The following is a 25307-nucleotide window of genomic DNA, read 5'->3' as shown; positions in this document are numbered from 1 at the left end:
AAATGCCAGGTTGTCTTTGTGCCGAATAACAAAAAACACACCGTTGCTGTCCCAAACGTTGAGTAAGGGAAAGTCATTGTAATACCTGTCGGCTACGATCACCGACCCTTTCTCCAGAGGCATGTCATAGGCACCTTTATTGTCTCCGACACTTCCTTCGGTAATATTCACATAAACAGGGAGTTTTCCGTCATAATCGAGAAGGGTATGCATCTTTATCGCTCCTTTTTTGGTACGGAAGGTAGCCCAGTCAAAGACCGAAAGACAAAGACTGACCACCGTGGAGTCCAGCAGGTAGACAGGGACCTTTACTTTGAGTTTTGTCCGCTTTAAAGAAGCTTGCTGTCCTAAACTGCCCAACAGTGAATAGTAGGGTTCTTTGAACAGATCTGAATCCCTTCGCTTGTTCTGGTAGCTTATACTTGACTTGGAAGGGGCCTTGGAAATACCCAAGTGGTTGAGATTACCAGTGGCTGACCGGAGTCCGTTGGAGATATCCCGTACCGAAGTACTTTTGGCGAAATGACAGAACAACATGGAGACTAGGTGGGTCCAACTGTCAAATCCTTTACACCCTTTGTCGGTTTGCTTTTCCAGAACCAGCTTCTTGAAAATTGAACGGTCAATTTTTTTAATAATCTGCGAAAACAGTGTAATATTACCCATGAGAGGTCTGATGTTTTGGTGCAAACCCAAAGTAACTATTTTGGGCAAAAAGTAAGACCTCTCATTTTATTATTTAGGACGGTATTGAACCCAAATCGATAAAGGATATTAAAATGAATAATCTTGGTCGTGCGTGGTATTTGATTTTGATGGTTTTTTCCTTCAAAATTTTGCAACTGCCCAAAGTAAAATATCTCTGGAGTTTAAAACAGGTTTAACCAATACTGATTTCACTTTTCAGGGTGATTTTCCAGAACTTGAAATAAGTTCAGTAGATAATAGATTCTACGGTGTTACAATTCTCAAATCATTAAGTAGAGGTCTTTCTTATGGTTTGGAGTTTAATTACTATCGATTTGACATAAATAGAAGATTTGTTCCTTTGGATCCTGTTAAAAATACAGGTGGTTTGGCAACTAACTTTTTGAGCTTAGGCCCGAAAGCTCAGTTTGATCTTTATTTCTTTCCTAAATTTGGTTCTAGCTTTGCAATTAGTTTTCTTCTGAACTATGCTCCGAATGAGGAATATGAATATCAGGGTGGGGAATTCCAAGGTGTAAGATTAGAGAATGGAGATCCTCGAATTCCTGTTAAGCCATACGGAAAAACTTATGTTGAAAAAATCTCCTTCATTTTAAAGCCTGAATTAAGCTTATTCTATGAATTATCGTCTAAATCTAGAATTATTATTACTTCGCAATGGGGATTGGACCTCCGCGAACCCTCCATCGTAATCGACCTGGATAGGATAGAATTTGAAGGTCAGACCTACCAAAATAAATATTTCTACAGCGGGAATTACTTCTCTGCCCTTCTGGGTTATCGTTATACCTTTTAATTAGATTAAAACTTTAAAAATGGCAGGAAATTAAATCCTGCCATTTTAATTCAGCTTTCTTGTTTTTCAAAACTATCTTTTATTTCTGAAACCTTCGAGGTCAAAAAAAGACCAAAGGTTGGGTAGATCCTTTGAGGTTTCTAAAACCACGAAGGATTCTTCAAAAACAGGATCCTCCTATTGCTCATATTAAAGGGACTTTTGCAAACCCTCCAAGATCTCCCGAATCCCCACAATACTTTCCCATTCCCGGTCTTGGGTGCCGTGCTCGATACCGACATACCCATGGTAATCGTGGGAAAGAACCAGTTTCATCATGCGCTCATAATCGAGCTCGGATTCATTTCCGGCATCGTCCCATACTCGGGGCTTGAGGCTGACTCCGGTGGCCAAGGGCATCAATTCGTCCACTCCACGATAGGAGTCGTAGGATACCGCTTTGTCATCCACCGTAGCGATACGGAAATTGCCGAAATCAGGCAGGGTTCCGGCAAGTGGATGGTCGGCGTTTCGGATGGTTTCGGCCAGCCATTTCCCATTGGAGGAAAAGCCCCCATGGTTTTCGATCACGATATGGATGCCATGCGGTTCGGCAAACTCACAGACCTTTCGGATGCCATCGCTGACGAGTTTGGAGGCTTCCGCAGCATCAGTAGGGTTTTCAGACCAAGGGATATCGGAGTAGCCATTGACTCGAACGGTATGGCAACCGAGGAATTTTGCCGCTTCGATCCACTTTTTATGGTTTTCTACCGCCTGTATTCTGTCACTTTCTGATTTTGCTCCGAGCATTCCTTCCCGATCCACCATGATGAGCACTTGGGTGATGTCTTCATTTTGGCAGCGGGTGTTCATCTCTTTGAGATAGGTCTTATCTTGGGCTTTATCCATAAAAAACTGGTTGACATACTCCACTGCGTGGATGCCATGCTTTTTGGTTTCCAAAGGGAAATCCAAATGGTCCAGCTTTTTACCAAAAATCAGCCGGTTGACTGACCACTCGGCTAGGGAGATTTTAAAAGGGGGATCTGCTGCTTTCATGGCGAAGGAAAATTGAGGTAAGCCTAGGCCTAAGGCTGCGGTGGCTAAGGTGGAATTTTTGAGAAAATTTCTTCGATTGGTCATGGAAGATTAGGTTTATGGGTTATTGAGTTTTGTTAGGGCCTCCAAAGGTTTTGAATCCTTAGAGGATTAATGAAAAACAAGATAATGATTTTGAGAGATTATGCGTTGCAAAAAATGGGAAAGCAATTGAAGGTTCTTCTTGATTGAAGGAATTATTCTTTTGAAGTCAGCTTTGATTTTATTAGAAGCTAAGGCCTAAACTAACGCCCATTCCAAATGGAACAAAGCTTACCTGATTTTCAGCAGCATCTGAATTTGAAAATGCCACGGTGGGGGTATATGAGATTCTGAAAAAGAAACCTCCTTCAGGTTTTTGATAGCGATAGCCGAGCCGAGCTAGGATATTTTGGTCCCAGTGTATTTGTTCTCTTACATTGTTCGGGAAAGTTTCATCAAAAGAATAGGTTCGATTTCGCAGGGCAAAAAATCCCGCTCCCAGCTCTAAGTGATGATCAAACCTCCCAATAAAAGCCGATAGCTCAAGTGGAATCACGGGTACCCAATATTGATTGAAAATACGTTCACTGCCTTTCCGATAAAGCATGGAAAAGCCCGCGCTCACTTGGAGCTTCAGTCGGTCTTTTTGGTATAGGGTGCGTCCATAATTCAATGCATAACCACCCGAATTTCCTGCAAATTCAGCATAAACTACATTTTTTGCAGTAAAAATTTCATTTTGAGGTTCTTCTTCACTTTGGGCAAATACTTTGCTTTGAATAAAAACACCCAAAATGATAATTGAGTATTTAAGGAGCGACATGTTATTTTAATTTTTTTAAAGTATTTTATTTAATTATAAATAAATATTTGTTTAGTGAAAATTTTATTTTCTAAAAATATATAGAGATAATAGGTTCCTGATTTCAAATTATTCGTTTCTAATTTGATTTTACTTTGATTGGAAACTCCTTCTTTGACCATTTTCTGATCCTCATCATATAATACCACTTTAAAATCCTGAAATATCCGAGTATCTTCTTTTGTTTCCTTCCCGTGTCCTTGGTTTTTATTTAAATCTTGGTCTTCAATAAGTTCTATATTTAGTTCGTCTATAGATGGATTAGGGTAAACCATAAAGCTTCCTAATGAGTAATTACAAGGGAAGGTAGTAATACCTGAATATCCTGTAGGGCCACAACCTATGTCTACAGAAAACCTAACTGGACCATACGATGTATTGTATGTGGGTACATATAAAGTAATGGTGTTGATATTACTGGATTGTAAACTCCATCCAGAAGGAAAATACCAATCATAAGAATAATCAGTTTGATGCCCACCAGGTACAATAGCTGTATAAGTATATGTGTTTCCATTGCAGACTGCTGAAGTACCTGAAACGTAAATTTGGGATGAATCAATATCTCCTACTCGAACAGAATAATTTTTTGGATCGCTCAGGTATCGATTGTTTGGGAAAGGACCCGGTTGTCCGTTGGGTATGGTCGCTTGTACTGAAATAGTGTAATTACCTGGAGGGTTGTTAGAAGGGGCAATAATATTTGCAGAAGCACCAAAACCAAAAAATGAATTACCTCCCCCATTTATACTCCAGCCTTGAGGAGCAGTCCAATAATACTCATAATGGTAATAACATGTTTCATCATCAAGACCAAGGGGTGGATCAGTTTCAAAGGTATAGGTTTGACCTGGGATGCAAATACTTGGAGATGTTACGGCCTTTATTTTATTTGGCATTTTAACTCTAGATGTAACATGTAAATCCCCTGAGACATTGAAAACGTTAATAAATCCACAACTATTCCCAAAAAATCTAACAATGTAGTCTCCCGGTTCAGTAAAATTATAATCAGAAATTGTATTCCCAGCCCCACCGTCTATTTGAAAATTATCGCTTTGCCTAATGATGAACCACTGCCAATAGGTGCATGTAGCATTTGATCCACTGATAACAGCTTGAGCAGTGTAATCGTGTCCAAGTTCTCCATTTGGATTAAAATTATTAGGACATACAGTTGTTGGACCAGAGATTTCAACTGTCTGGCTAAACAATTGCCCTAATAGAACAAAATATAAACAAAGGAAAAGTAGTAGATTGAAAATTAGGTTATATTTCATACCTTCTAAATTATTAAGTGAAAAAAACAAAAAAAGCTCAGATGCACAAATAAAAAGCAAAATATTTCATTGTCAACTACTTATTTGAATTAGATCCATTCATATATACAAAAAAATATTGATTAAAATTAATGTCATTCGATTAGAAACTCTAAAGGTAATTAGTTTCTTGAAATAGTATAAAACAGGAAAAGCGGAAGCACCGAATGGTATATTTCTATGTTGTCCTGTTTCTGCAGAAGCTGGACTTAATCATTGAATCCTGCTTTCGAAAAAGCGGGATAACTGAGAACTGTGACTGCCTTCTGCGTCCGCTTTCCTAAACTTCCCACCCCGCGCGATACTCCCTTGTTAGCAATTGATTTGCTGTTTCATCATTGGTGATTTTAACCAGATTGGCATCAAAACCTACTTTTTTGCCAGTTCTAAGGGCAACAGCTCCAAGGTTAATCGTATCAGTGATGCATTGGGCTCGGGTAAAGCTCCCCGGGGTCTGTCGCTTCTCCAGCATGGAATCGACCCATTGATCGGTTTTTCGGTCCACTTCACGGGAATTGATCCGCTCGGAATCCCGGCCTGTCATCATTTGAGATTCTGGTAAAAGCACCGGATTTTCACCACGGAAACCGCCCAGGATTTTCCCTTTTGAACCCACGATCAACAAACCTTCTTCAGGGGTGTCTTTTCCGTCAGCTTCCAATTCTTCACAGGCAAAAGGCTTCATTCCCCCATCATACCAGAACAGCTCAAAAGCGGGCAATTTCTGCTGGGCTGGGAAATTCCACTTGATGGTACAGCTGGCTGGGAAAGCTACATCGTTTTTGACCCACTGATAAACCTGATTGACTTCTTCTCGAGTTGTGGTGCCAAAAGCCCGGGCGGAAACAGGGCTTCGGTCGATTCCCAAGGTTTCAAAAAGCGGAAACAAGCTGTAATGTCCCATATCCGCCACCGATCCACCGCCAAACTCATACCACCCGCGGAAGACATTGTGCGTGTAGTTTTTGTGATAGGGCATGTCTGGCACCGGCCCCAGCCAAAGCTCCCAATTCAATCCTTCAGGGACAGCTTGACTTTCAGCAGGCCGCTTGGTCCATTGTTGCCAGACGGGTCGATAAGACCAGTTGTGGATTTCTTTCAATTCCCCGATCAGTCCAGCATCCATCCAGGCCTTGATTTGTCGGTACTCCGGTCGGTCGGACCAAGCCAACAAATGCGTGACCAAGCCGGTGTCTTTCGCTTTTTGGATGACTTTTCGCCCTTCGATAAGTCGGTTGGCGATGGGTTTGTGGGTGACTACGTGCATTTTCTGGTCCATGGCCGCCAAAGCGATTGGCGCATGGGTATGGTCAGGAGTCATAATTTTGACGGCGTCGATGCCCTTTTCCTTGGCAAAAAGCTCCCGATAGTCCTCGTAGCTGGCGCAACCCTTGTATTTACCGGAGGGTTTGTTTTTGGCATAGAATTTTTCCACATACTCCTGCCCGATGTCTCGGCCACCCGGGATTCCGGGCTTTCCTTCCCACCAGGATTCATCGCCTAAGGTTTCACGGATTCCGTCCCGAATGCCATAGGGCGACCAATCGAAATAGTCGGTAGAGAATTTATTCACATCGCAGACGGCGACGACCCGTACTTTGGGATTAGTGAGGAGTCCACCCATTTCCCGCAATCCCTGCGTTCCGCAACCAATATTGGCTACAGTCAACTGATCAGAGGGAGGAATTTTCCCCAGTCCGGCGATGACGTTTGACGGAACGATGGTAAATGAAGCAGCAAAAGTGGCTGCTGAAGCCAGAAAATCCCGGCGGTTGAGGTGGTCTGGTTTGGACATAATTGAGGTTTTTTGGGTTTGGATGGGAATTTAGGGAATTAAGCCAAAAAAGAGAATCTTTTTGCTTTCTTACTTCTCCAGAAGCCGGATTGTTTAGTGGGTAGATGGGTAATCTTGCTTTCAGAAAAGAAATCTTTAAAAATATTCACCCAAGGTCTTGCATAATAATATAATTGACCCAACTGATAAGTTGTCAGCTACTGGGAATCCAGTTATTTTAATTAAATTGATTTTATCATGAAAAAATTTATTTTCGGGGGAGTGGGATTACTGTTAATAAACCTAAATTTTCAAGTAACTTCTACTGCTTCTGCGAACCCCTATAAAGTTGTTTGGCAGAGATGTGCAGAAGGAAGTGAAGTTGAGTATGTAATTAGGTGTAGGCTGGAGGGGGGTGAAGAATGTTTTGCTAATTGCCAAGGCCATTGCGATGAGCCACCATCGATGGGTGGATGAGAATTTTGAAAGGCACCTTGGCTATTGTTTGAACAAGAAGCCAAGGTGTTAACTTATTTTGATAATGAATAGATTCACTTTAATCGTAATTGTAATCCTCTTTTTTTCTTGTGAAAAAAGTACTGTTGATTTTTCATTTTCTCCAATTAGTTCAAAGAGCCCTATTCTTTTTTCTAACCTAGGACAAAGATTAGAAATTGTAGAAATCGAATCGGACTATCCTATCTCAGGAACACCATTAATTCTCAAATCTGAGCGATATTTCTATTTGTTTGAACAAGGGATTTTAACATCTCTTCATCAGATTGATACGAATGGAGAATATAGAAAGAGAATAGATTTTGGGTTTGACGACAAACTGAATGCAGAAGCAATAACTCAAGTGCTAATTGAGCAAAATCAAATAGGAGTTATTACCCATGGAGACCGGATCACCTGGTTTGACGAAGATTTAAAGGAAGTCGGAACGGAGGAATTGCCTAATAAAGCAAAAGTTCATTTCAGGCAAGGAACTCAAACCATTGCCCATACCAATGGCATCAATGATGATGACTGGGAGATCAAGACCTACGGTTCTGAAGGTTCCAAAACCTTTTTACCCAGAGATAAAAATCGGTATCATTTTTACAATCAGACCTTTTCCCCTTTCTCAGAATGGGAAGGAAAAGTACTTTTTTCACAAGCCTTTAACGATACGATTTATGTTTGGGATAAAACAGATTTTAAACCACTTTTCCATGTGGATTTTGGTATAAATGCAGTGACAGCCGAAAGGTTTTCACAAATCCAAGGAGCAATGGACATGTTGTCCTTTTTCAATGAAAAGAAATACAGCTATATGCCTGGGGAGGTTTATGGATTGGATGAAAATAGGATTCTTTTTCAAGTAATCGAAAAAGGAAAACAGCGATTGGGTTTGATGGATTTTCAGAATGAGGAACTTACCATTTATCCCGGATTTGTCGATAATTCTGTCTCGGGGATACCCCTCTTTTCACCACAGTTTTCTAGAAATGGTATATTGTATTTCGGTGTATCTGGAGAGCGGATCTTGGAAAATTATGATCAATTACCTGACTCCTTTAAGCACAGGCTTTCGGATGATTATGCCGAGTCGTATTTTATCTACTGTTTGAAGTTGAAAGATTGAAATTAATAACCCCTCCCACTTGCTTCTCCAGAAGCTGGACTGGTTAAGTCCGTGAATATGAAATCCTGCTTTCGGAAAAGCAGCAATAGTAAAAAATCCCCAAATTTTTATAGGATTTATTGTGGACTAGTCTTATAATTGATTCTGAATAATTCGTCAATCTTTTTCAGCGTAAAATGAAAACTAATTTACCCCCCCCCCCCCCCCACTCCCTCCATTTTATTTCTTTCTTGAAGGATAAGAGAAGTCTTTTGCGCCTTTGCGCCATTGCCTGTTTGTCAGTCCTCTTATTGATAGGGTTCTCCTGTATTCAGGAGGAGGATATTGAGACTTCCATGGATCAGGGATTCAGCCCGGGGATCCAAAAAGTAAAGTCTTGGTATGAAAAGAATAAGGTGCTCTTGCATCCCAAGCCGGGTTCAGCCCATGCCCGGGAATTCGCCCATGATTTGATTTTACCCTTCTTCGAAAAAGAGCCGGATTGGGAGGATTTTTATTCTTATCAATTCCCGGACGGAAGACAAGTGTTTGAGGTGCATCTTAAAAATCTAACCGGAATCCTGCCTACTGCATTTATGGAGAAATATGGCAGTCAGGCCGATGATTTGACCGAGGAGAGTCTTTTATTCATCGAAAATCCTCAGATACCGGATGGCTTTGTACCGGTGGTGGCCCGTTATTTCAGTGAAGGTCAACAGTCCGAGGGGATGACCTACCACCAGATACCGTTAGGATGGACGGGAAGGATTGATATCTTTACCTACGATGAGCGACATCTGAGAAGTATCAAAGTGGAAAACGGACAGTTGATCTCACATATCCGCTATCAGACCGAGGAGCCGAGAGTTTCATCAAGAGCATATTCTTCATACACTTATTGCCAACCGGGTTATTGGGTGGATTTTCCCTATTATGCCATGGAAGAAGGGATTGGGGTAGAATCCCAGCAATCGGTGTGGGTTCAGGAGTGTTATACGAATACGTATGAAACTGAAGAACCAGGAACCTCCAGCCCTCAAGTAGGCGGAGGAGGAACGAGTTCACCACCCCCTTCATCAACTACCCCGGAAGAAGAAGATATCTGTGAAGAGGAGTTTTGCATACCTTTTCCGGAGGAGTTGCTTGATCCGGATCAAAAAAGAGAAGCACAACTGGACTACCTGAATACTCATGGCGCTTCAGAGTTTGTATCCATGATTCGGCAAATGATGGCAACTCCAGGATTGACGATGGGTGATTGGGCAGAAATTAATAAGCTTGTCAATCAGATTTATCTTCAGCAGAAGGGGAAATTTATGATGGCCATTTTTAGTCCAGAGAATGTTTCTCAAGTACTTTTTCTAGCACTTTCAACTAATATCTCTGACGCGCTCAGAAATCGGGTGTTTAGTTTATCAACAAGATATTCAGCTTACACCGAAATAGCATCTATGCTAGGCAGTAAAAGTTGGACTGTTGGAGGACTAAAAATCACTTTTAATGGATATACTTCCCATGGAACAATTGCTTATGGAATGTCTAAAGGTTTTACCCCAACTCTTATTAAAAATATTATGAATAATGGATCTGTTTTTAGATTCCCCTATGGAAATGGATATCAGCTTAGAATATTGCATCCATTTAATGGGAAAACAATTGGAATTGTAGTTGATGCTAATCCAGGGACTAGGAATTATGGAAAAATAGTAACTTATTTAACTGACTATTAAATGGATATTAATTATAAAATAAATGAGATTCTTAAAATTTGGAACCCAATAGGTGTAAGAGGAAATGATCTTGATAATGAATATTTAAGGTATGTGGATGAAATTATTGAGTGTGTAAACAATAATAAAAATCTTATGGACCTAATTGAAGATATAGAAGGAAATCAAATTGGATTCTTTTACACTTCAAAGGAAGATAGAGAAATGGTGGTTGATCAGATATTAAAAATTTTTAATAAAGATCAATTATAAAAAAGTGACCCCTCTAATTCAATTCTTCTCTAATACTACTTTACGAAGTTAAAAATAGTGTTTCTGGGGTTGTAAAACTAGGTTGAAAGCAGTACCCTAAGGAAACAAATAAATCAGTTTTAACCCCGCCGATTGAAATTGACCATGCCATTTCAATCGGATAAAAAAAATTTGATTACAAGTCAATCCTCTCTGAATCAGCAAGTAATCTTGGTCAATTCATTCGCCGCTATCGGCCTGAATTTTTATGCCATCGCTATGACAATTCTTCCACTGCCCTGGAATATATTTTGGGACTTATCGCATGTAAAAAAAATACCGCTAATTTGGAAAGAATGGAAGAAGCTATAGATCAAGGCGAATACCGCAGGTACCAACAATTTATCTCCAATTCAACATGGGATCACGCTGCTGTATTGAAAAAGCTCCAGCTCCAAGCCTCCGAAGTATTGGCCTGCCAAAAGCAGAAGAATGGCAAGCCAACCGGACTGATAGTGGACGAGTCTTCTCATGTGAAAAAGGGGAAAATGTCCGTTGGAGTTTCCCGGCAGTACGCAGGTCTGTCGGTAAGGTGGACAACTGTCAGGTGGGCGTTTATGCCTCCCTGTGCAACGATACGTTCGCCACGCTGGTTAATGAGAAGCTTTTTCTTCCAAAGAACTGGGTGGAAGATAAAAACCGCTGCGACAAAGCCGGTATTCCCAACACCGAGCGGATATTCAGGACCAAGCCGCAACTTGCCCTAGCGCTTGTAGACGAATGTATTGCTCATGGAGTAGCCTTCGACTGGGTTGGTGCGGATGGCCTTTACGGACACAGCGATATACTCTGCTCCGGACTGGACAAGCGGGGGCTGTTGTTTGTGCTGGACGTTCACAACGACGAGACCGTCTTCTTCGAAGAACCGGTCCTGGCAGTACCGTTAGACCAAGGTAACCGGGGACGCAAGCCCAAGCACCCCAAACCTGACCGGCAAGCGGAGCGATTGGATGATTACCTGACTAAGCTGTCGGAAAACGACTGGGAACAGGTGAAGGTCAGAAAAACGACCAAAGGATGGCTCTGTTTGCGGGTCCACAAATGTGCTGTATGGTCATGGAACCGAAAGGATGCCCAAGCAAGGAGACGGACTTTTTCTCATAACCCGAACCGAAAGAGATAAACCCAAGACCATGTTCAGTTTCAGCAACGGGGAACTGGAGGCCTACACGGCCCAAGAGTATGCCTATTTTCAATCCTAACGCTTCTGGGTAGTGCACATTCGACGATAGTAAAAATGAATTGGGACTATCCAATTACCAGGTGAGAAAATGGATTGGATGGCACCATCACCATGCGTTGGTGTTCATGGCCACACTTTTCATGAGGAACAAACGGATTGAAAACGGAGTGGATATCCCCTAACTCAGTGTCAGAGATTATAAAATCCTAATGATCGTTTCCATGTTTGGAACTCCCCAACAATTCCAGATAGAGTGGGACCAGATGAAAATACGGCACTTAAAACGACAACAAGACATCGATCGACATTACCCGCCAGAAGAAGATCTTAAAGTCGTAAAGTAGTATTAGGAAGATACCCGAGCGAACCCTGTGGAGTTAGTTTTGTCCCTTCTCGATTACACTTCCTACAAGGTGATGTAAAGGACTTTTCCGATTTTTTCAACTAACTTAAGTGTCCATCAATTTTACCACTTATGTATCGAGCGATTTTTCTTTTGGTCTTTTTCATTTTAAGTGCATGCTCCGAAAAAGAATCCACAATCTCGTATAAGCCAATCTATTCGGAGAAAGCCCTTTTAGTATCCGAAATAGGCAAAAATCTGGAGATTCTTGAAGTCAAAACCAAGTATCCGATCACAAGCTATCCGACAACCTTGAAATCAGATCGATACTACTATCTGCTTGAAGAAGGATTGGTGACTACGCTGCACCAAGTGGATTTCAAAGGAAATCTTCGAAAAAGTATGGATTTCGGGAATGATGACAAGCTAAATGCTGATGCTATCTCACAGGTAGTCACCAAAGATTAGCGAGTTGGCGTCATTACCTTCGGAAAGCAAATCACGTGGTTTGACGAGGATTTGAAAGAAATCGGATCCGAAGAACTCTCTGTCGAAGCAAAATTTCATTTTCAAGTGGGCAGGGATTCAATTGCACATACGAATGGAGGCCGCGATGCAGATTGGGACATTATCACCTACGGACCAAATGGGATAAATTATTATATGCCAATCGATAAAAACCGATATGGCTTTTATAATCAAACATTTTCACCTTTTGCAAAGTGGGGAGAAAAGGTTCTGTTCTCCAGAGCATTCAATGACACCGTCTACAGCTATGAAATTGGAAGTTTCAATCCACTTTTTCATGTCGATTTTGGAGCAAATGCAGTAAGCAATGAATGTTATCTCCAAATTCAACATCCTTTGGAAATGCTGGATTTTATCAACGAACGAAATTACAATTACCTCTAAGGTGAGATTTATGCGCTGGATGCGGACAGGGTCCTATTTCTCCCAAATAATAAAAGCAAAAGGAGTGTTGGCTTAATGGGCTTCAAAACCAATCAGCTGACTGTCTATCCCGGCATCGTGGACAATTCAGTTTCCCTGATGCCGCTATTTCATCCTCAAGTAACCATTGAGGGAGACTTGTATTTTGGGATTTCGGGAGAAACCATAGAAGAAAATTACAATCGGCTTCCCGACTCATTCAAACATCGCCTTTCTCCGGAGTATGCCGAATCGTATTTCATTTATCGGCTTACTTTGAAATAGCCATCTTCAGTTCACATTAAAATTCCAATTTTTTAAGGCCAACCTACTTTTCTGGCTTTACCGTTGAGGTCAAAAAGTATCACTAGCCTTAAAATTTTGAATTTTTAAGGCCAAATTGTGATTTTAACCTTGCGTTTAAGGTCAGTTTTCTTACCTTACATTAAAATTCGACTATTTTAATGCCAGATCAGCACTATCGAATCAATCCCGACCGGACTATTCCTTGGAATAACCTACCCAAACTCCCAATCGACGCCTCGTTATACCGGGATTTGGATGTATTTGAAGGTTTGGGAAAGGCAAAGGCGGCTTTGGGTAAACTTCAAGGGCGGAGCATCGCCATTCCCAATCAAGGGATTCTGGTGAATACGATCAGTTTGCAAGAAGCCAAAGCTTCAAGTGAGATTGAGCATATTTTCACCACAGACGATGAACTGTATAAGGCTTATAGTGACGAGGCCACCCAAATAGATGGACCAGCAAAGGAGGTTTTGCGATACCGAGAATCCATCTGGTCTGGGCATGAGTACTTGACTGAAAAAGGCAAATTCGACTTGGGCTATTTTGAACAGGTTTACCGTACTACTACGCAGTACACGGATGGACTGAGAAAACCCTTTGCCCAAACTTACATCCGACAGGGCGGTTCCGGCCCGAATGCTGGGAAACCCATCTACACGCCACCTCGTGGGGAAGGTATCTTAGAAGACTTGATGGACAATTTGATCCAGTTTGTCAATGATGTCCAGCAACCCGAGATCGATCCTTTGATCAAAGTGGCCATCGCACACTTGCAGTTTGAGGCGATTCACCCCTTTCGGGATGGAAATGGGCGAACAGGTAGGATTTTCAACATTCATTACTTGGTTCACAGTGGACTGTTGGATCTGCCGATTCTCTACCTGAGTAAATATATCCTCAGAGAAAAGGAGCAGTACTACGCCAATCTCGCGGCTGTCACTCAGCGTGCGGCTTGGAAAGACTGGTTTCTGTTTATGTTCCGAGGGATAGAAGAGACGTCTCAGGATACCTTTCAAAAGATCACCGACATCCTCAATGCCAAGGAGGCCATTATTCAGGTCTTGGAAAATCAAACTAGTATCGCCCGTCCGGAATCACTTTTGGAGGCGATTTTCACTCAACCCTTCACCAAAGTCAAGCACTTGGTGGACAAAAAGCTCTATGCCGAAAATACCGCCCGGCAGTATTTGAATCAGTTGGTCGAGTTGGGGGTGTGTGAAAAGCGAAGAATCAGCGGGGGAGATTATTATCTGAATCTGGAGTTGTATCGGATATTGGGAAACTAAAGAATGACCAACTCCTCCAATCTTTTTTTCCCTCAACCAATACATTCAAATCTATCCGTTCCCCAATACCCGGTAAACTGCCCTTTTCTGAAAATTACCATATCGTCCAGTCTTCGGTTTCTGGCTTGACAATAGTATTGTAATTGGCCACCCAAATCGGATATTCATCAAAGCCCTGATTGTGTAGTACTTCCCAGAAAAACCGATCTCCTGTGTAAACCATGGGCTTAACTCCATAGTGCTGCTCCACGATCTTCAGCCAATTTTTTAGTCCTTCGCGTAATCGATCTCGAGACTGAATGGTACTATGTTTTTCGATATCCAGCACAGGAATCATATCCCCCGATTTGAGTGGGGCAGTTTTGATAAAGTTCTGCGCCTGAAGAATACTATTTTCGTTGGGACGATAATAGTGATAAGCTCCACGCTTGACTGGGAGAGGGCGAAATCCTTCCCAGTTTTGCTTAAAGCGGGCATCCACTCCATCTTTTCCCATGGTAGCCCGAATGACTACAAATTCAATTTGGTGATTTTGCAATTGGAGCTGAAGGCCAGGAAAATCAATTTTACCTTGATATTGAGACACATCGATCCCAAGAATTCCCTCCGAAAAATTAGAAAACACGCCCTCAAATTTCAAGGCTTCAGTAAAAGGGGGTGCCTTTCTTGTAAAGTCCCCCAATCTGCGATCCAATTGGTGACGGAATTTGAATACTAAATATCCTGATCCAAAAGCTACAAGGATCACCAAAAACACAATCCAAATCCAAGGGCTTGCTTTTTTCTTCAGGGGCATATTCGATTTCTTCGATTTTGGATTTACGGTTTTAGAATTCCTGTGATCGCAAATTCAATTTCAAGGCCTTTTCCTTTAAATTTTAATATCATGGTATTATCAAGTTTGTAAAACTGGGGAAGCCAAAAACTTTCGTGTTCTTCGTGGTTCACATTTTTACCTAACCTCAAACACCGCCGACTCCCAAGGCCCAAGGTCCAAATCGATCTCAGCTCCAGCATCGGTCACTCGAAGTTTAGTCGTCTTTTTCCCAAACATCACTTCCTTGATTTCCCGTTCGCCGAGTTCTAAGTTCCAAGTGTTCAGCAATTCCGGAGAAAGTTTGAGCGTTGTTTTCACGGATTGGAATTCATCGAAGTTGGTCACTACGATCAGTTTTTGGCTCTTATCCCATCGGGCAAAAGCAAAGGCTTTGTTGGTATAGGCTGGGTTTTGGGATCGGTTGAAGGAATGTAATTCCAGATACTCTCCCATCAGTGCCGAACTGTTCCGGGTGAAGTTGAGCACTTCGGAATAGTAGTTCCGCAGCGCTTTTTCATTTTCCGATAGCTGCCCTCCATCAAACTTTCCTTCATTCATCCATTTCTGATGCTGCGGTACCCCGATGTAGTCAAAAATGGAGGTTCGGCTCGGATCACCAAAACCTGCATCTTCGGCCCCCGGTTCGCCCACTTCCTGCCCGAAATAAATCATCGTTGGAGAAGTGGAAACGGTGGCTGACACGACCATAGCAGGCATGGCTTTCCAGGGGTTTCCGGCAAACTCCGGACTTGCGATGCGTTGCTCGTCATGGTTTTCCAGGAAGTGAAGCATGTGATGCTCGGTGTCACGCTGCGATTCAAAAATCGCGGGTAAATTGTCTGTAGAGCCATGCCCGTAAATGATGTTTTTGAGTGTGTCATAAAGCTCCACCTTGTCGTAGAGGTAATCCATTTTGCCCATGAAAATGTAATCGCGATACAAGGCAGGCTGATAGACCTCTGCCATCAAAAAGGCATCCGGCTTGGTGTTTTTGATATGGGAATTCAAATAAGACCAAAATTCCACCGGGACCATCTCGGCCATGTCGAAGCGGAATCCGTCTACTCCCTTTCCCAACCAAAACTGGGTGATATCTTTGAACTTTTTCCAGGAATCAGGCACGTCTTTTCCCCGCCAAAAGTCATAATGCGCTTTCCAATCCAGAGAATCCGCTCCGGCAGGCAACTCATCAAAATCTTTTTCCCCATCGGGACTCACTCCGTAATTGATCTTGACCGTCTCATACCAATCGTAGAAGTCGGGTTGTGCCAAACGTGAACCATTTCCGGTCCATTTGGCGGGGTTTTCATCAAATTTTCCGTCAGCTAATGGATGTTTTTCTCCTCCAAGTGGCTGATAGCCATTTTTGGGTTCTGGTACCTGAAAAGCTTCTCCGGGGATGTAGTAAAAGTTGTTATCCTTGGAATATTCAACTGATTTATCATCATCTGCTCCAAAATCACGAACTCCGGCCGGGTTGTTTTTCCCTTCATAAAAGCGAGACACATGGTTGGGCACAATGTCAATGATCACCTTCATGTCCTGCTTGTGCGTACGGGCGATCAAGGCCTCAAACTCCTCCATTCGCTGGGTCACGTCCACGGCCAAGTCGGGATTGACTTGGTAATAATCCCGAACGGCGTAAGGAGAACCAGCCCTCCCTTTAATCACGTCGGGATCGTCCGAACTCACCCCGATCTCCGGAAAATCCCCAATCACGCCATGATGAGGTACACCCGTGTACCAAATATGGGATACGCCGAGCTTTTTGATCTCTTCCAAGGCGGTATCTGTAAAGTCATTAAACTTCCCAACACCGTTTTCTTCTTTGGTTCCCCAAGGCTTGTTGGTGGTATTGGTATTGCCAAAAAGTCGGGTAAAAACCTGATAGACGACTATTTTCTGGGGTTTCATAGGCTCGGATTCTGAGGATTCTGGAGCTTGGCAGGATAGAACCACAACCAAGATTACCATAAAAGTGACTATTCTTTTCATGAGTTTATAATTGTTTTTTAGCGGTCACATGGAATCTCGCTATTATAATCATCCAAGTGTGTGACGCGTACGTCATGCTCGATTTCATCTGTTTATAATTGTTTTTTAGCGGTCACAACTTGTCCCGATTATCGGGATAGCATGCCCCGATCACTCGGGGGAATCTCGCGATAATAATCATCCCAGTGTGTGACACGTACGTCATGCTCGATTTCATTGAGATTTCAAGTAATCAATTGGCAAAATAGCTGTTCTTTTCCTTTAGACCTGCTGCCTTTTCCCAAAAAGGCAAAAAAAAACGTGGTGAGACACCACGCTTAGTTGTTTGATTTTTAATTTCAATCCACTCGGAAGGAAATATTACAAATCACACCATAGGAGCTGATTTTCCCATCTTTTACATGAGCTTTAATGTCTTTGACATAAACTGAATCGATGTTTCGAACAGTTTTTGAAACTTCCGTGATTCCGTTTTGGATGGCCTCTTCGATGCTTTTTTCTGAAGAGGCGATGATTTCGATTACTTTGACAATTGACATGGTTACTTTGGTTTATTGTGAAATATTGCCTGAAATTGAGATTCTGGATTTACCCAGAATTGATTTTGGAAATTAAGTCAAATCAAGCTCTTTTAATTTACGATTAATTGCTCTAAATCAGAAAGATGTATCACATTTTCTTAGCGCCTATGAGGTGAAAGTTCTTTTTGGAAAAGTGAGAAGTTAATTTTGATTGGAATTTTTTTTCCTCTTGAATCCTTCAGTTTTTCTTCTTGCCCTTTCCAAGAAATATTCCGCAGAATTTGTCTGGCCTGTATTTCATCAAAAAAATACTTATAATTAGGTCTCCAAAAAACCTATTGTACATGGCCAATTTTAATATCGATGCCGACAAAAATCTCACTTACGATGCGATCGTCATCGGTTCGGGAATCAGCGGAGGCTGGGCGGCAAAAGAACTTTGTGAAGCCGGGCTCAAGACTCTCGTACTCGAGCGAGGACGAATCGTGGAGCATGTGGTCGATTACCCCACCATGACGCTTGACCCTTGGGAACATGAGCTTCGTGGCGGGCTCACCCCAGAACAAAAAGCCAAACACCCCAAAGGCGGCCGATCTGGATTTATCGGTGCTTTCAATGAACACTTTCACGCCAATGACTTGGAAAATCCGTATACCGAAGTCAAACCTTTTATGTGGGTTCGAGCCCATCAAATGGGCGGAAGATCTCTGCTTTGGGGCAAGCAAACCTATCGCTGGTCAGATTTGGATTTTGAAGCCAATGCCAAAGATGGTCATGGGGTAGATTGGCCGATTCGATACAAAGACATTGAGCCATGGTATACGCATGTGGAGAAATATGCTGGAATCAGTGGGGAGGCCATCGGATTGCCTCAATTGCCGGATTCCCATTTTTTACCTCCGATGGAATTGAACTGTGTTGAAAAATACGTGAAAGAGCGAATTGAGAAAGATTTCAAAGGTCGGAATTTAATTATTGGCCGTGTCGCTCACCTGACTGAGCCGCTGAATGGCCGTGGGAAATGTCAGTTCCGTAACCGCTGTGATCGAGGTTGTCCTTATGGAGCTTACTTCAGTTCCAATGCGGTGACACTTCCTGCTGCCAATGCAACCGGCAACTTGACTATCCGACCATTTTCTATTGTGCAGTCGGTGGTTTATGATGAGCAAAAAGGAAAAGCTTCCGGCGTACGCATCATCGATGCGGAGACCAGTGAAGAGATGGTGTACAAAGCCAAAATCATCTTTGTCAATGCTTCCACGCTCAGCACCACTCAGATTTTGATGAATTCGACCTCTAGTCGCTTCCCAAATGGTCTGGGAAATGACTCTGGTGAATTGGGGCACAACCTGATGGACCATACCTATCGCGTAGGCGCTATGGGAACCGTAGAAGGTTTTGAAGATCAATATTATAAAGGACGCCGGCCAAATGGCATTTACATTCCCCGCTATGTCAATCTCCAAGACGGGCCACAGTCAGATAAGTTTGTCCGAGGTTTTGGCTTCCAAGGCGGTGGAGGTCGAGCCGGTTGGGGGGCAGGTAGCAATCAGGAAGCCTTTGGTGGAGACTTTAAAGATGGGCTGATGAAACCCGGACCTTGGGAGTTTTTCATTACCGGTTTTTCCGAATGCCTTCCTTACCATGAAAATCAGGTGTATCTCAATAAAGAGGTATTGGACAAATGGGGACAACCTACCCTTTCTATTGATGCAGAGTGGAAAGCCAATGAATTGGCGCTAAATGATCAGGCCCGACAGGATGCCAAGGAAATGCTGGAGCGGGCAGGGCTGAAAGATGTCATGGAATTTGACAACAAGCACGAAATGGGTTTTGGGATCCATGAAATGGGCACTGCCCGAATGGGAAAAGACCCCAAAACCTCTGTGCTCAATGGCAACAATCAAGTCCATGGATGTGAAAATGTCTATGTTACTGACGGTGCCTGCATGACTTCTTCCTCTTGTGTCAATCCTTCCTTGACTTACATGGCGCTCACCGCCCGAGCGGCCGATCATGCGGTATCCGAACTTAAAAAAATGAACCTCTAAGCCATGAATAGACGAGACGCACTCAAAAAATCAGTTTTAGCATTCGGCGCGGCCGCTGGAGCCCCCACATTGCTCAGCTTACTTCAGTCCTGTTCGCAACAGGATCGATTGACTTGGACTCCTCAGTTTTTATCAGATGAACATGCGAGGTTTCTGTCTTCTTTCGTGGATTTTCTTTTGCCTAAAACAGATACGCCGGGAGGATTGGATGTCAAGGCTGATATTTTTATTGATCTGATGTATGCCAAAACCTACGATGAATCAGGGCAAAAACAGGTGGTGGCTGATATCGAAAAATTCAATGCCGACTGCAAGAAAAAATATGGGGATATCTTTGCTGAGCTTTCTGCAGAGGACAAAGCAGCCTGCTTTAAGGAGCACGAGGCTAATTCTCCAAAATTTGCCAAAAAAGTTTGGGGAGGAGATGTGGGGCCTCGAGAGCCTGTTGGGTTTTATCGGGGATTGAAATCTACGGTACTTTGGGCCTATTTCAGTTCGGAGGAAATCGGGAGAAATGTCCTCAGTTACGATCCGATTCCGGGTGAGTACAGAGGCTGTATGCCTCTTGCTGAAGTGGGGAATACCTGGAGTCTGTAAGGATTTAAGTGAAAAAAGGTTTTTCGTTCAATACGATTTAAATGAAAAACTGAAAAAATGTCGGCATTTTGGGCTTGGCATGGGGATTGATTCTTTATGGGCCTAAACCAATTGTTTTACTTAAACTCATATTCACTATGAAACTTAAATCATCAGCAATTTTAGCCATGGCCATTGGAGGTCTTTCTTTGATGGCATGTAATGGAAATCAAAATGAAACCACAGAGACGGAATCCGTAGAGGTGGAAGTCGAATTTGAAGAGGAACGCAGCGAGCTTCAGCAGGAACTCCGAGAAATGGAGGCTGAGATAGATCGGGAAATTCAACGGTTGGAGGCAGAAAAGGAAGAGGCTTCCGATGAACTGAAAGCTGAAATTGAGGAAATGGAAGAAGATCTTCGTGGCGAGAAATCTGAAATTGAAAAGGCCATGGAGGAAGTAGAAAATGCCAGCGAAAACACGTGGCAAGATGTCAAAACTTCAGTAAATAAAACTGCGGAGGATATTGAAAACGAGTGGAAAAAGTTAAAAACCAACGTAGGTGAGATTTTCAAGAAGGATTGATCCTATGGAATGAAGAAAAACAAAAAGCCGGGTTTTGCCCGGCTTTTTGTTTCGAAAGATGTAGGAGGCTAAACAGGTAGCTTAGAATTCAATCGTTTTTTCGATTGTTTTTGGGATGAAATAATGGATATTTCATCTGTTTATAATTGGTTCTTCAGCGGTCATATGGAATCTCGCAATTCTAATCATCCCGGTGAGTGACGGGTACATCATGCTCGATTTCATCTGAGTTGGCTAGAAGTTTTTGGGCTCAAGTGTTGAAAACCAGCTATAGAATTACTGGCCGGTAAAGGTCATCTCTGATTTTATTTTCATGGGAATTCGCATGCCTTCAGGCATTTGAGGATTTCCTTCCATGATCGTTGCTCCCTCTATTACCTGAGAAATCTTTGCTTCATAGATCCAGCCAGTGATTTTATCAACTAAGATGTCTGATTTAATGGAGCCATTGAGGTCGGATTTTACACTCATCCCGTTCATCTCAAATGCATTGGGACTGCTGCTTAAAGTTGCCTCACCGGTAATTTTATGATGGGCTTCATCTGAACCTAAATAGGTGTAATTGCTATTTACAATCACATTCATACCCGATGTCAGCTCGCTTTCCACCACCCAAGTGTCCCCCTCTGCTACGTTTTGATTGGGGTAAATGGCAAGGGTCATTTCCATATTACTTCGAAGACTTTTTTCTCCAAAAGTTCCTGAAACTTGTTCCTTCATCTGAGCGAGTTGTTCACTACTCATGCCGGGAAAATCTGCAAACACTTTCTCATAGATTTTGTCAAAACCTGAAATGTCTTGAATTCTGCCGTACTGATTCATTTTCAGGCTGAAAGGTACATTGCAAAAATTGGTAAAGAGTTTAGACATTGGATTGGTTTCATCCCCACTTTTTATCGTCATTTCATTTCCTTGGGGCATCACCATATTCATTTCCATGGATTTGTATTGGACTTCCATGTCATAGACTCCGTCTTCGAAATTTTTGACCAGATAACTCAGTTCGCCAGTCAAATTCATATCGATGTCCATTTCCATTCCCTGAACATTTTGGGCAATGGACATGGTAGATTGTGTTTTTTGAAGGTAGGTTTCATCTACATTCAAATTGAGCTTTAGTTCTGTTTTCTGTGCCCAAGTGGCTGTGAAAAACAAGAGTAAAGCGAAGGAAAAATAAAGCTTTTTCATATTCATTTTGGTAGTTTAAAGATAGTCCTCAAATTAAGGGATTTATTGTCAAAATTTTTAGTCGGTGAATTGTAAATGGTATAAAAAGGTCGAAAAATATCGTTTATTCTGGCTGATACGCTTGGATCAGAAGTTGATTTAATGAATAAAGAGAGCAGGTCATTCAGGAAATTTATTTAGGTGGATTTGATTTATCCTATTCTATCCTCAAAACACCTGCAATGAATTGCCTGAAGGGATGTGAAAAACCGGCAGTCCTGGCATGTGTTTGTTGAGCCAATTTTTGACAAATTCCGATCCGCCTTCTTCGCTTGCGGAATGTCCAATCTCAATCATGGAGAGTTTCATTCCGATTTCATTGGCTGCGCGGACATATTCAGGGGTTTCCCATTCATTGGATTCTCCACATACCAAAACATCGGGTCTATGCTCCATGATTTGAGTGATTTGGAGACGTCCACCCACGGCACCGGGAAGCAAGAGTACTTTACGGCAAGGTTGATTTAAATCCCCCACATACCGCATGGCCGGCACATCGAGTTTGGTTTTTAGGTGATTGATCAGTCCACGAAGATCAGTTTTGGGAATGGTGAGGATGCGGCTGCCGGGCATGTAATATTCCTGCCAGTCCAAGTCTTCCACCACACCCACACGGACGCCATCGTCGGTCATCCGGTGCACATAATCATGATTTCGCCAGAGGGTAATTCCGTTTTTCTCCATCAACTCATATTTGGCTCTGAAAACAGGATCCTCTTGCAAATAATCCGTTTCGTCTTGACCGGAGAAGAAAGTAGGCTCATGCGGAATGATCAGGTTGGCTTTGAGTTCGATGGCTTTTTGGATGATTTCCAGGGTAGTGAACATGGTCGTCACTACTCCGGTCACCACCTGATCACGCGAGCCGACTTTGATCGTGTCTACCGTTTGTTCAAATGGTGCATTGGGGACTTGGGAGATAAAAGCGTCTATAATCTCACCCACTGTCCAAGAATTTTTTGAGGCAAAGAGCGAAAAGGGGTTTGCCATCAGCCCAGCCCCTAGTAAGGTGCCGCTTTTAAGTAAAAAATCCCGTCGATTTGGAGAATGATTTTTCATAAGATGAGTTTTATCTCAAGATAAAAAAATCCCTTTCGCTTTTTGACTAAAGGGATCATTTTTAAGCAGGCAGATTTCCGTTTAATTAACTTTAACGTCGGTAAACCAAATGAATTTTTCACCTAGCGCATTTTTATGGTCCAAGGCGAGTTTGATAGGACCAAAGTCCTGGACATTCTCCCAAGTCCAAGTAGCGCCTTGATCGCCATTTCCCCTTCGGAAAGTCCACTCTAAAATCATATGATTTTCATCCAAATACAGGTCATAGGCATCCCCAGGGGTATAGCCATCCGCAGAATTGTAGATGATGGTCAGTTTGGTGGAGGGGGAACCTTTTAGTGGGGAGCTTGCATTTTCCTCGGTTTCAAAGGTGTATCCCTGATCCCAGGCCAGCTGAAAAGGCATCATAAACCAATATTTATCATTGATGAAACCTTTGTCCGCTTCAGGAAGTGAATCTGTTGGCAGGTCCAGACTATAAGTGTAGCTGGTATCGGCCCCAGTATACCCTACGGTACGATCTTTGACATTCCATTTCCAATTTCTGGAAAATACAGTGGCTGAATCCCTTTGGACATTCCAGGTATATTCAATGGTTTTAACTTGATCCCACTGATCGATGCCATAGGCTTGGGCTACTTTCATGGGTAGGGTTTCGGATTTTTCTTCGGCTTGTTGGCAGCCAAAAATTAAGAATGCAGAAAGTAGAATGAGGCTAATGTTTTTCATGGAATGAAGATTTATTTAGTAAAGGAGTAACTGAAAGGGATGAGAAATGTTGAAGGATTAGTTGGCAGGAAATCGTTTAGGATAAAGTCTTTCTTTTAAGTTATTCATGGAATTTTGCTTCCGGGAAATGGATTGAGATTGGGTTAACGTTGATCCCAAAAAATGGGCGAAAAGGCCTGAGGTCAGGAAAGTATTCTGGATCCAATTCCTTGATGCTAAGGGTTGCCAGTTTTCCCCAGCCACTGCCCGTCGGTTTGACAAAAAACTGGACGCCATTCCACCGCTGATGAAGGTCAATCGGCAGAAATGAGGTGGTTGCAGGAAGAGGAATTCCTCCCGAGTTCACCTCACAGCTGAAGATGATATGGTTAAGTTTTTTAACTGTGATTAGAAGTTTTCCGTTATTCTCTACCCAATCAATCTCTGCTTTGCTTTTTGGAATGCCCCAATTGGTACGACCATTTTGGGTGCTTGCCAGAGTGTTAACAAAGATGCTGATGATAGAATGCTTTCGTGACTTTCCGAATTTCCCAGGGATGAAAAGGAGCTCTCGGTAGGGTCCCACGGGGCTTTGCTGGTAATTTATCAACATCAAAAATCCCAGTCCCCCTCTAAATTCTTTTCTTAAATAATCTGGAATAAGAGCACATTCTTTGATCCAAGAATGAGAGATTTTATAGGCAAAGATGATTCCCTGTCCCTTGAGATTCCAAGGTGGTGGAGCAAATTTGACAAATTTACTTTTAGATAAGTTTAGGATTTCTCTTTCATTCATAGGGTGATGGGCTTATACTGGTCCAACCGCCATCGATAATTAAAGTTTGTCCAGTGATATGGCGTGCTCGATCCGAAAGCAGGAATGAGGCCGCCTCGGCAATGTCCAGTGTGGATGCCGGTCGGCCTAATGGGGTGAGTTTAGACCAGGTTTTTGCGTAGTCAGGATCAGAGGTTGTACGTTCGGTTAGGGTAGCTCCAGGTGCTATGGTATTGATCCGGATGCCTAAGGGCGCAAGCTCGAGTACGAGGTTTTTGGCAAGCATTTCTATGGCTGCTTTGGACATGGCATAGGCAGCGAGGTTTTCGTGACTTTGATGGGCAGTGACCGAGGAGGTCAAAAGGATGGATCCGCCGTTTTCCTGTTCCTTCATTACCCTGGCGGCAGCCTGAACCAGAAAAAAAGTTCCAACCTGATTTACCCGCACCACCTCCATAAAATCCTCACGATTATAATCTAAAAAACTTCCAAATAAAGTCACCCCAGCATTGGCCACAATTTGGTCAATTTTCCCAAAGTTAGACTGGGCCAATTCCATGAGTTCATGAATGACCGATTCGCTTGCAGCATCTCCAGAGCAAGCTAATACCTTTCCTTTTCCAAGTCTGGAAAGATTGGCTACGGCGTCTTCGGTGAGGCTTTTTTCCAGGTCGTTGAGTATCACCTGACCTCCTTTGAAGACCAGCTTTCGGGCGATCTCCAGTCCGATTCCCTGACCGGCACCCGTTACGATGGCTACTTTTGGTGTTTTCATTTTTAATTTGGTAAAACTCGGCC

General features: G+C 42.6%; 23 protein-coding genes and 2 pseudogenes (1 of these 25 only partly in view). 12 read left to right on the top strand and 13 right to left on the bottom strand.

Annotated features, from left to right (window positions below; all coding sequences use genetic code 11):
- Positions 1-666: pseudogene (locus tag Q0L00_RS05300) on the bottom strand (IS4 family transposase); it reaches 581 nt to the left of the window's first position.
- A 133-nt stretch (positions 667-799) separates the two neighbouring features.
- Here Q0L00_RS05300 and Q0L00_RS05295 point away from each other — a divergent pair.
- Positions 800-1504, top strand: coding sequence for a hypothetical protein (locus Q0L00_RS05295; RefSeq protein ID WP_297335825.1), 705 nt, complete (start codon positions 800-802; stop codon positions 1502-1504).
- Between the two features lie 189 nt (positions 1505-1693).
- On the opposite strand, the gene Q0L00_RS05290 is transcribed toward Q0L00_RS05295, so the two are convergent.
- From Q0L00_RS05290 to Q0L00_RS05275, 4 genes are all read right to left on the bottom strand, one after another.
- Complete coding sequence (locus tag Q0L00_RS05290) at positions 1694-2629, bottom strand: TIM barrel protein (RefSeq protein WP_297335824.1); 936 nt, start codon at positions 2627-2629, stop codon at positions 1694-1696.
- 181 nt (positions 2630-2810) lie between these two features.
- On the bottom strand, positions 2811-3389 hold the full coding sequence (locus Q0L00_RS05285) for a hypothetical protein (RefSeq protein WP_297335823.1): 579 nt from the start codon (positions 3387-3389) through the stop codon (positions 2811-2813).
- Positions 3390-3418: 29 nt separating this feature from the next.
- Positions 3419-4708, bottom strand: a complete 1290-nt coding sequence (locus Q0L00_RS05280) for a T9SS type A sorting domain-containing protein (RefSeq protein WP_297335822.1) — start codon at positions 4706-4708, stop codon at positions 3419-3421.
- Positions 4709-5027: 319 nt separating this feature from the next.
- The gene (locus tag Q0L00_RS05275; RefSeq protein ID WP_297335821.1) at positions 5028-6542 is read right to left on the bottom strand and encodes a Gfo/Idh/MocA family oxidoreductase; all 1515 of its coding nucleotides are present in this window, start codon (positions 6540-6542) and stop codon (positions 5028-5030) included.
- Positions 6543-7062: 520 nt separating this feature from the next.
- On the opposite strand from Q0L00_RS05275, the gene Q0L00_RS05270 reads away from it, so the two are divergent.
- The 8 genes and pseudogenes from Q0L00_RS05270 (at position 7063) to Q0L00_RS05235 (ending at position 14196) form a co-directional block, all read left to right on the top strand.
- Positions 7063-8148, top strand: a complete 1086-nt coding sequence (locus Q0L00_RS05270; protein ID WP_297335820.1) for a 6-bladed beta-propeller — start codon at positions 7063-7065, stop codon at positions 8146-8148.
- A 230-nt stretch (positions 8149-8378) separates the two neighbouring features.
- A complete protein-coding gene (locus Q0L00_RS05265) occupies positions 8379-9857 on the top strand; it encodes a hypothetical protein (protein WP_297335819.1) in 1479 nt (492 codons plus the stop codon).
- Positions 9858-10109, top strand: coding sequence for a hypothetical protein (locus tag Q0L00_RS05260; RefSeq protein WP_297335818.1), 252 nt, complete (start codon positions 9858-9860; stop codon positions 10107-10109). It begins immediately after the preceding gene.
- Positions 10110-10399: 290 nt separating this feature from the next.
- A pseudogene (locus Q0L00_RS05255) lies at positions 10400-11271 on the top strand (IS701 family transposase).
- Between the two features lie 535 nt (positions 11272-11806).
- On the top strand, positions 11807-12142 hold the full coding sequence (locus tag Q0L00_RS05250; protein ID WP_297335816.1) for a hypothetical protein: 336 nt from the start codon (positions 11807-11809) through the stop codon (positions 12140-12142).
- 51 nt (positions 12143-12193) lie between these two features.
- Positions 12194-12586: a hypothetical protein gene (locus Q0L00_RS05245; protein WP_297335815.1), complete on the top strand. Its 393-nt coding sequence runs from the start codon at positions 12194-12196 to the stop codon at positions 12584-12586.
- Between the two features lie 75 nt (positions 12587-12661).
- Positions 12662-12889, top strand: coding sequence for a hypothetical protein (locus Q0L00_RS05240; RefSeq protein WP_297335814.1), 228 nt, complete (start codon positions 12662-12664; stop codon positions 12887-12889).
- Between the two features lie 179 nt (positions 12890-13068).
- Positions 13069-14196, top strand: coding sequence for a Fic family protein (locus Q0L00_RS05235; RefSeq protein ID WP_297335813.1), 1128 nt, complete (start codon positions 13069-13071; stop codon positions 14194-14196).
- A gap of 94 nt (positions 14197-14290) precedes the next feature.
- On the opposite strand, the gene Q0L00_RS05230 is transcribed toward Q0L00_RS05235, so the two are convergent.
- The 3 genes from Q0L00_RS05230 to Q0L00_RS05220 form a co-directional block, all read right to left on the bottom strand.
- Complete coding sequence (locus tag Q0L00_RS05230) at positions 14291-14992, bottom strand: GH25 family lysozyme (RefSeq protein ID WP_297335812.1); 702 nt, start codon at positions 14990-14992, stop codon at positions 14291-14293.
- A 156-nt stretch (positions 14993-15148) separates the two neighbouring features.
- Positions 15149-17008 carry an alpha-amylase family glycosyl hydrolase gene (locus Q0L00_RS05225; RefSeq protein WP_297335811.1) on the bottom strand — a complete coding sequence of 620 codons (1860 nt, stop codon included), beginning with the start codon at positions 17006-17008 and terminating at the stop codon, positions 15149-15151.
- A 338-nt stretch (positions 17009-17346) separates the two neighbouring features.
- Positions 17347-17547 carry a dodecin family protein gene (locus Q0L00_RS05220; protein ID WP_297335810.1) on the bottom strand — a complete coding sequence of 67 codons (201 nt, stop codon included), beginning with the start codon at positions 17545-17547 and terminating at the stop codon, positions 17347-17349.
- A gap of 326 nt (positions 17548-17873) precedes the next feature.
- Here Q0L00_RS05220 and Q0L00_RS05215 point away from each other — a divergent pair, with 326 nt between their 5' ends.
- The 3 genes from Q0L00_RS05215 to Q0L00_RS05205 all read left to right on the top strand — a co-directional run bounded on the left by Q0L00_RS05215 (position 17874) and on the right by Q0L00_RS05205 (position 20740).
- Entirely contained in the window at positions 17874-19580 is a 1707-nt protein-coding gene (locus tag Q0L00_RS05215; protein WP_297335809.1) for a GMC family oxidoreductase, read from the top strand.
- Positions 19581-19583: 3 nt separating this feature from the next.
- Positions 19584-20177, top strand: coding sequence for a gluconate 2-dehydrogenase subunit 3 family protein (locus Q0L00_RS05210; protein ID WP_297335808.1), 594 nt, complete (start codon positions 19584-19586; stop codon positions 20175-20177).
- 137 nt (positions 20178-20314) lie between these two features.
- Entirely contained in the window at positions 20315-20740 is a 426-nt protein-coding gene (locus tag Q0L00_RS05205; RefSeq protein WP_297335807.1) for a hypothetical protein, read from the top strand.
- A 276-nt stretch (positions 20741-21016) separates the two neighbouring features.
- Here Q0L00_RS05205 and Q0L00_RS05200 read toward each other — a convergent pair whose 3' ends face one another.
- The 5 genes from Q0L00_RS05200 to Q0L00_RS05180 form a co-directional block, all read right to left on the bottom strand.
- Positions 21017-21928, bottom strand: a complete 912-nt coding sequence (locus Q0L00_RS05200) for a DUF6263 family protein (protein ID WP_297335806.1) — start codon at positions 21926-21928, stop codon at positions 21017-21019.
- A gap of 207 nt (positions 21929-22135) precedes the next feature.
- Entirely contained in the window at positions 22136-23026 is an 891-nt protein-coding gene (locus Q0L00_RS05195; RefSeq protein WP_297335805.1) for a Nif3-like dinuclear metal center hexameric protein, read from the bottom strand.
- Between the two features lie 81 nt (positions 23027-23107).
- Positions 23108-23755 carry a hypothetical protein gene (locus tag Q0L00_RS05190; RefSeq protein ID WP_297335804.1) on the bottom strand — a complete coding sequence of 216 codons (648 nt, stop codon included), beginning with the start codon at positions 23753-23755 and terminating at the stop codon, positions 23108-23110.
- Positions 23756-23855: 100 nt separating this feature from the next.
- Positions 23856-24530, bottom strand: a complete 675-nt coding sequence (locus tag Q0L00_RS05185; protein ID WP_297335803.1) for an acetoacetate decarboxylase family protein — start codon at positions 24528-24530, stop codon at positions 23856-23858.
- The gene (locus Q0L00_RS05180) at positions 24523-25284 is read right to left on the bottom strand and encodes an SDR family oxidoreductase (protein WP_297335802.1); all 762 of its coding nucleotides are present in this window, start codon (positions 25282-25284) and stop codon (positions 24523-24525) included. Before Q0L00_RS05180 ends, Q0L00_RS05185 begins: the two co-directional genes overlap by 8 nt.
- Positions 25285-25307: the final 23 nt, after the last annotated feature.

The sequence above is a fragment of the Algoriphagus sp. genome (assembly GCF_024305035.1).
GTDB lineage: Bacteria > Bacteroidota > Bacteroidia > Cytophagales > Cyclobacteriaceae > Algoriphagus.
The sequence above is the reverse complement of the archived record's forward strand: the minus strand, read 5'-3'. Positions and strand labels throughout refer to the sequence as shown.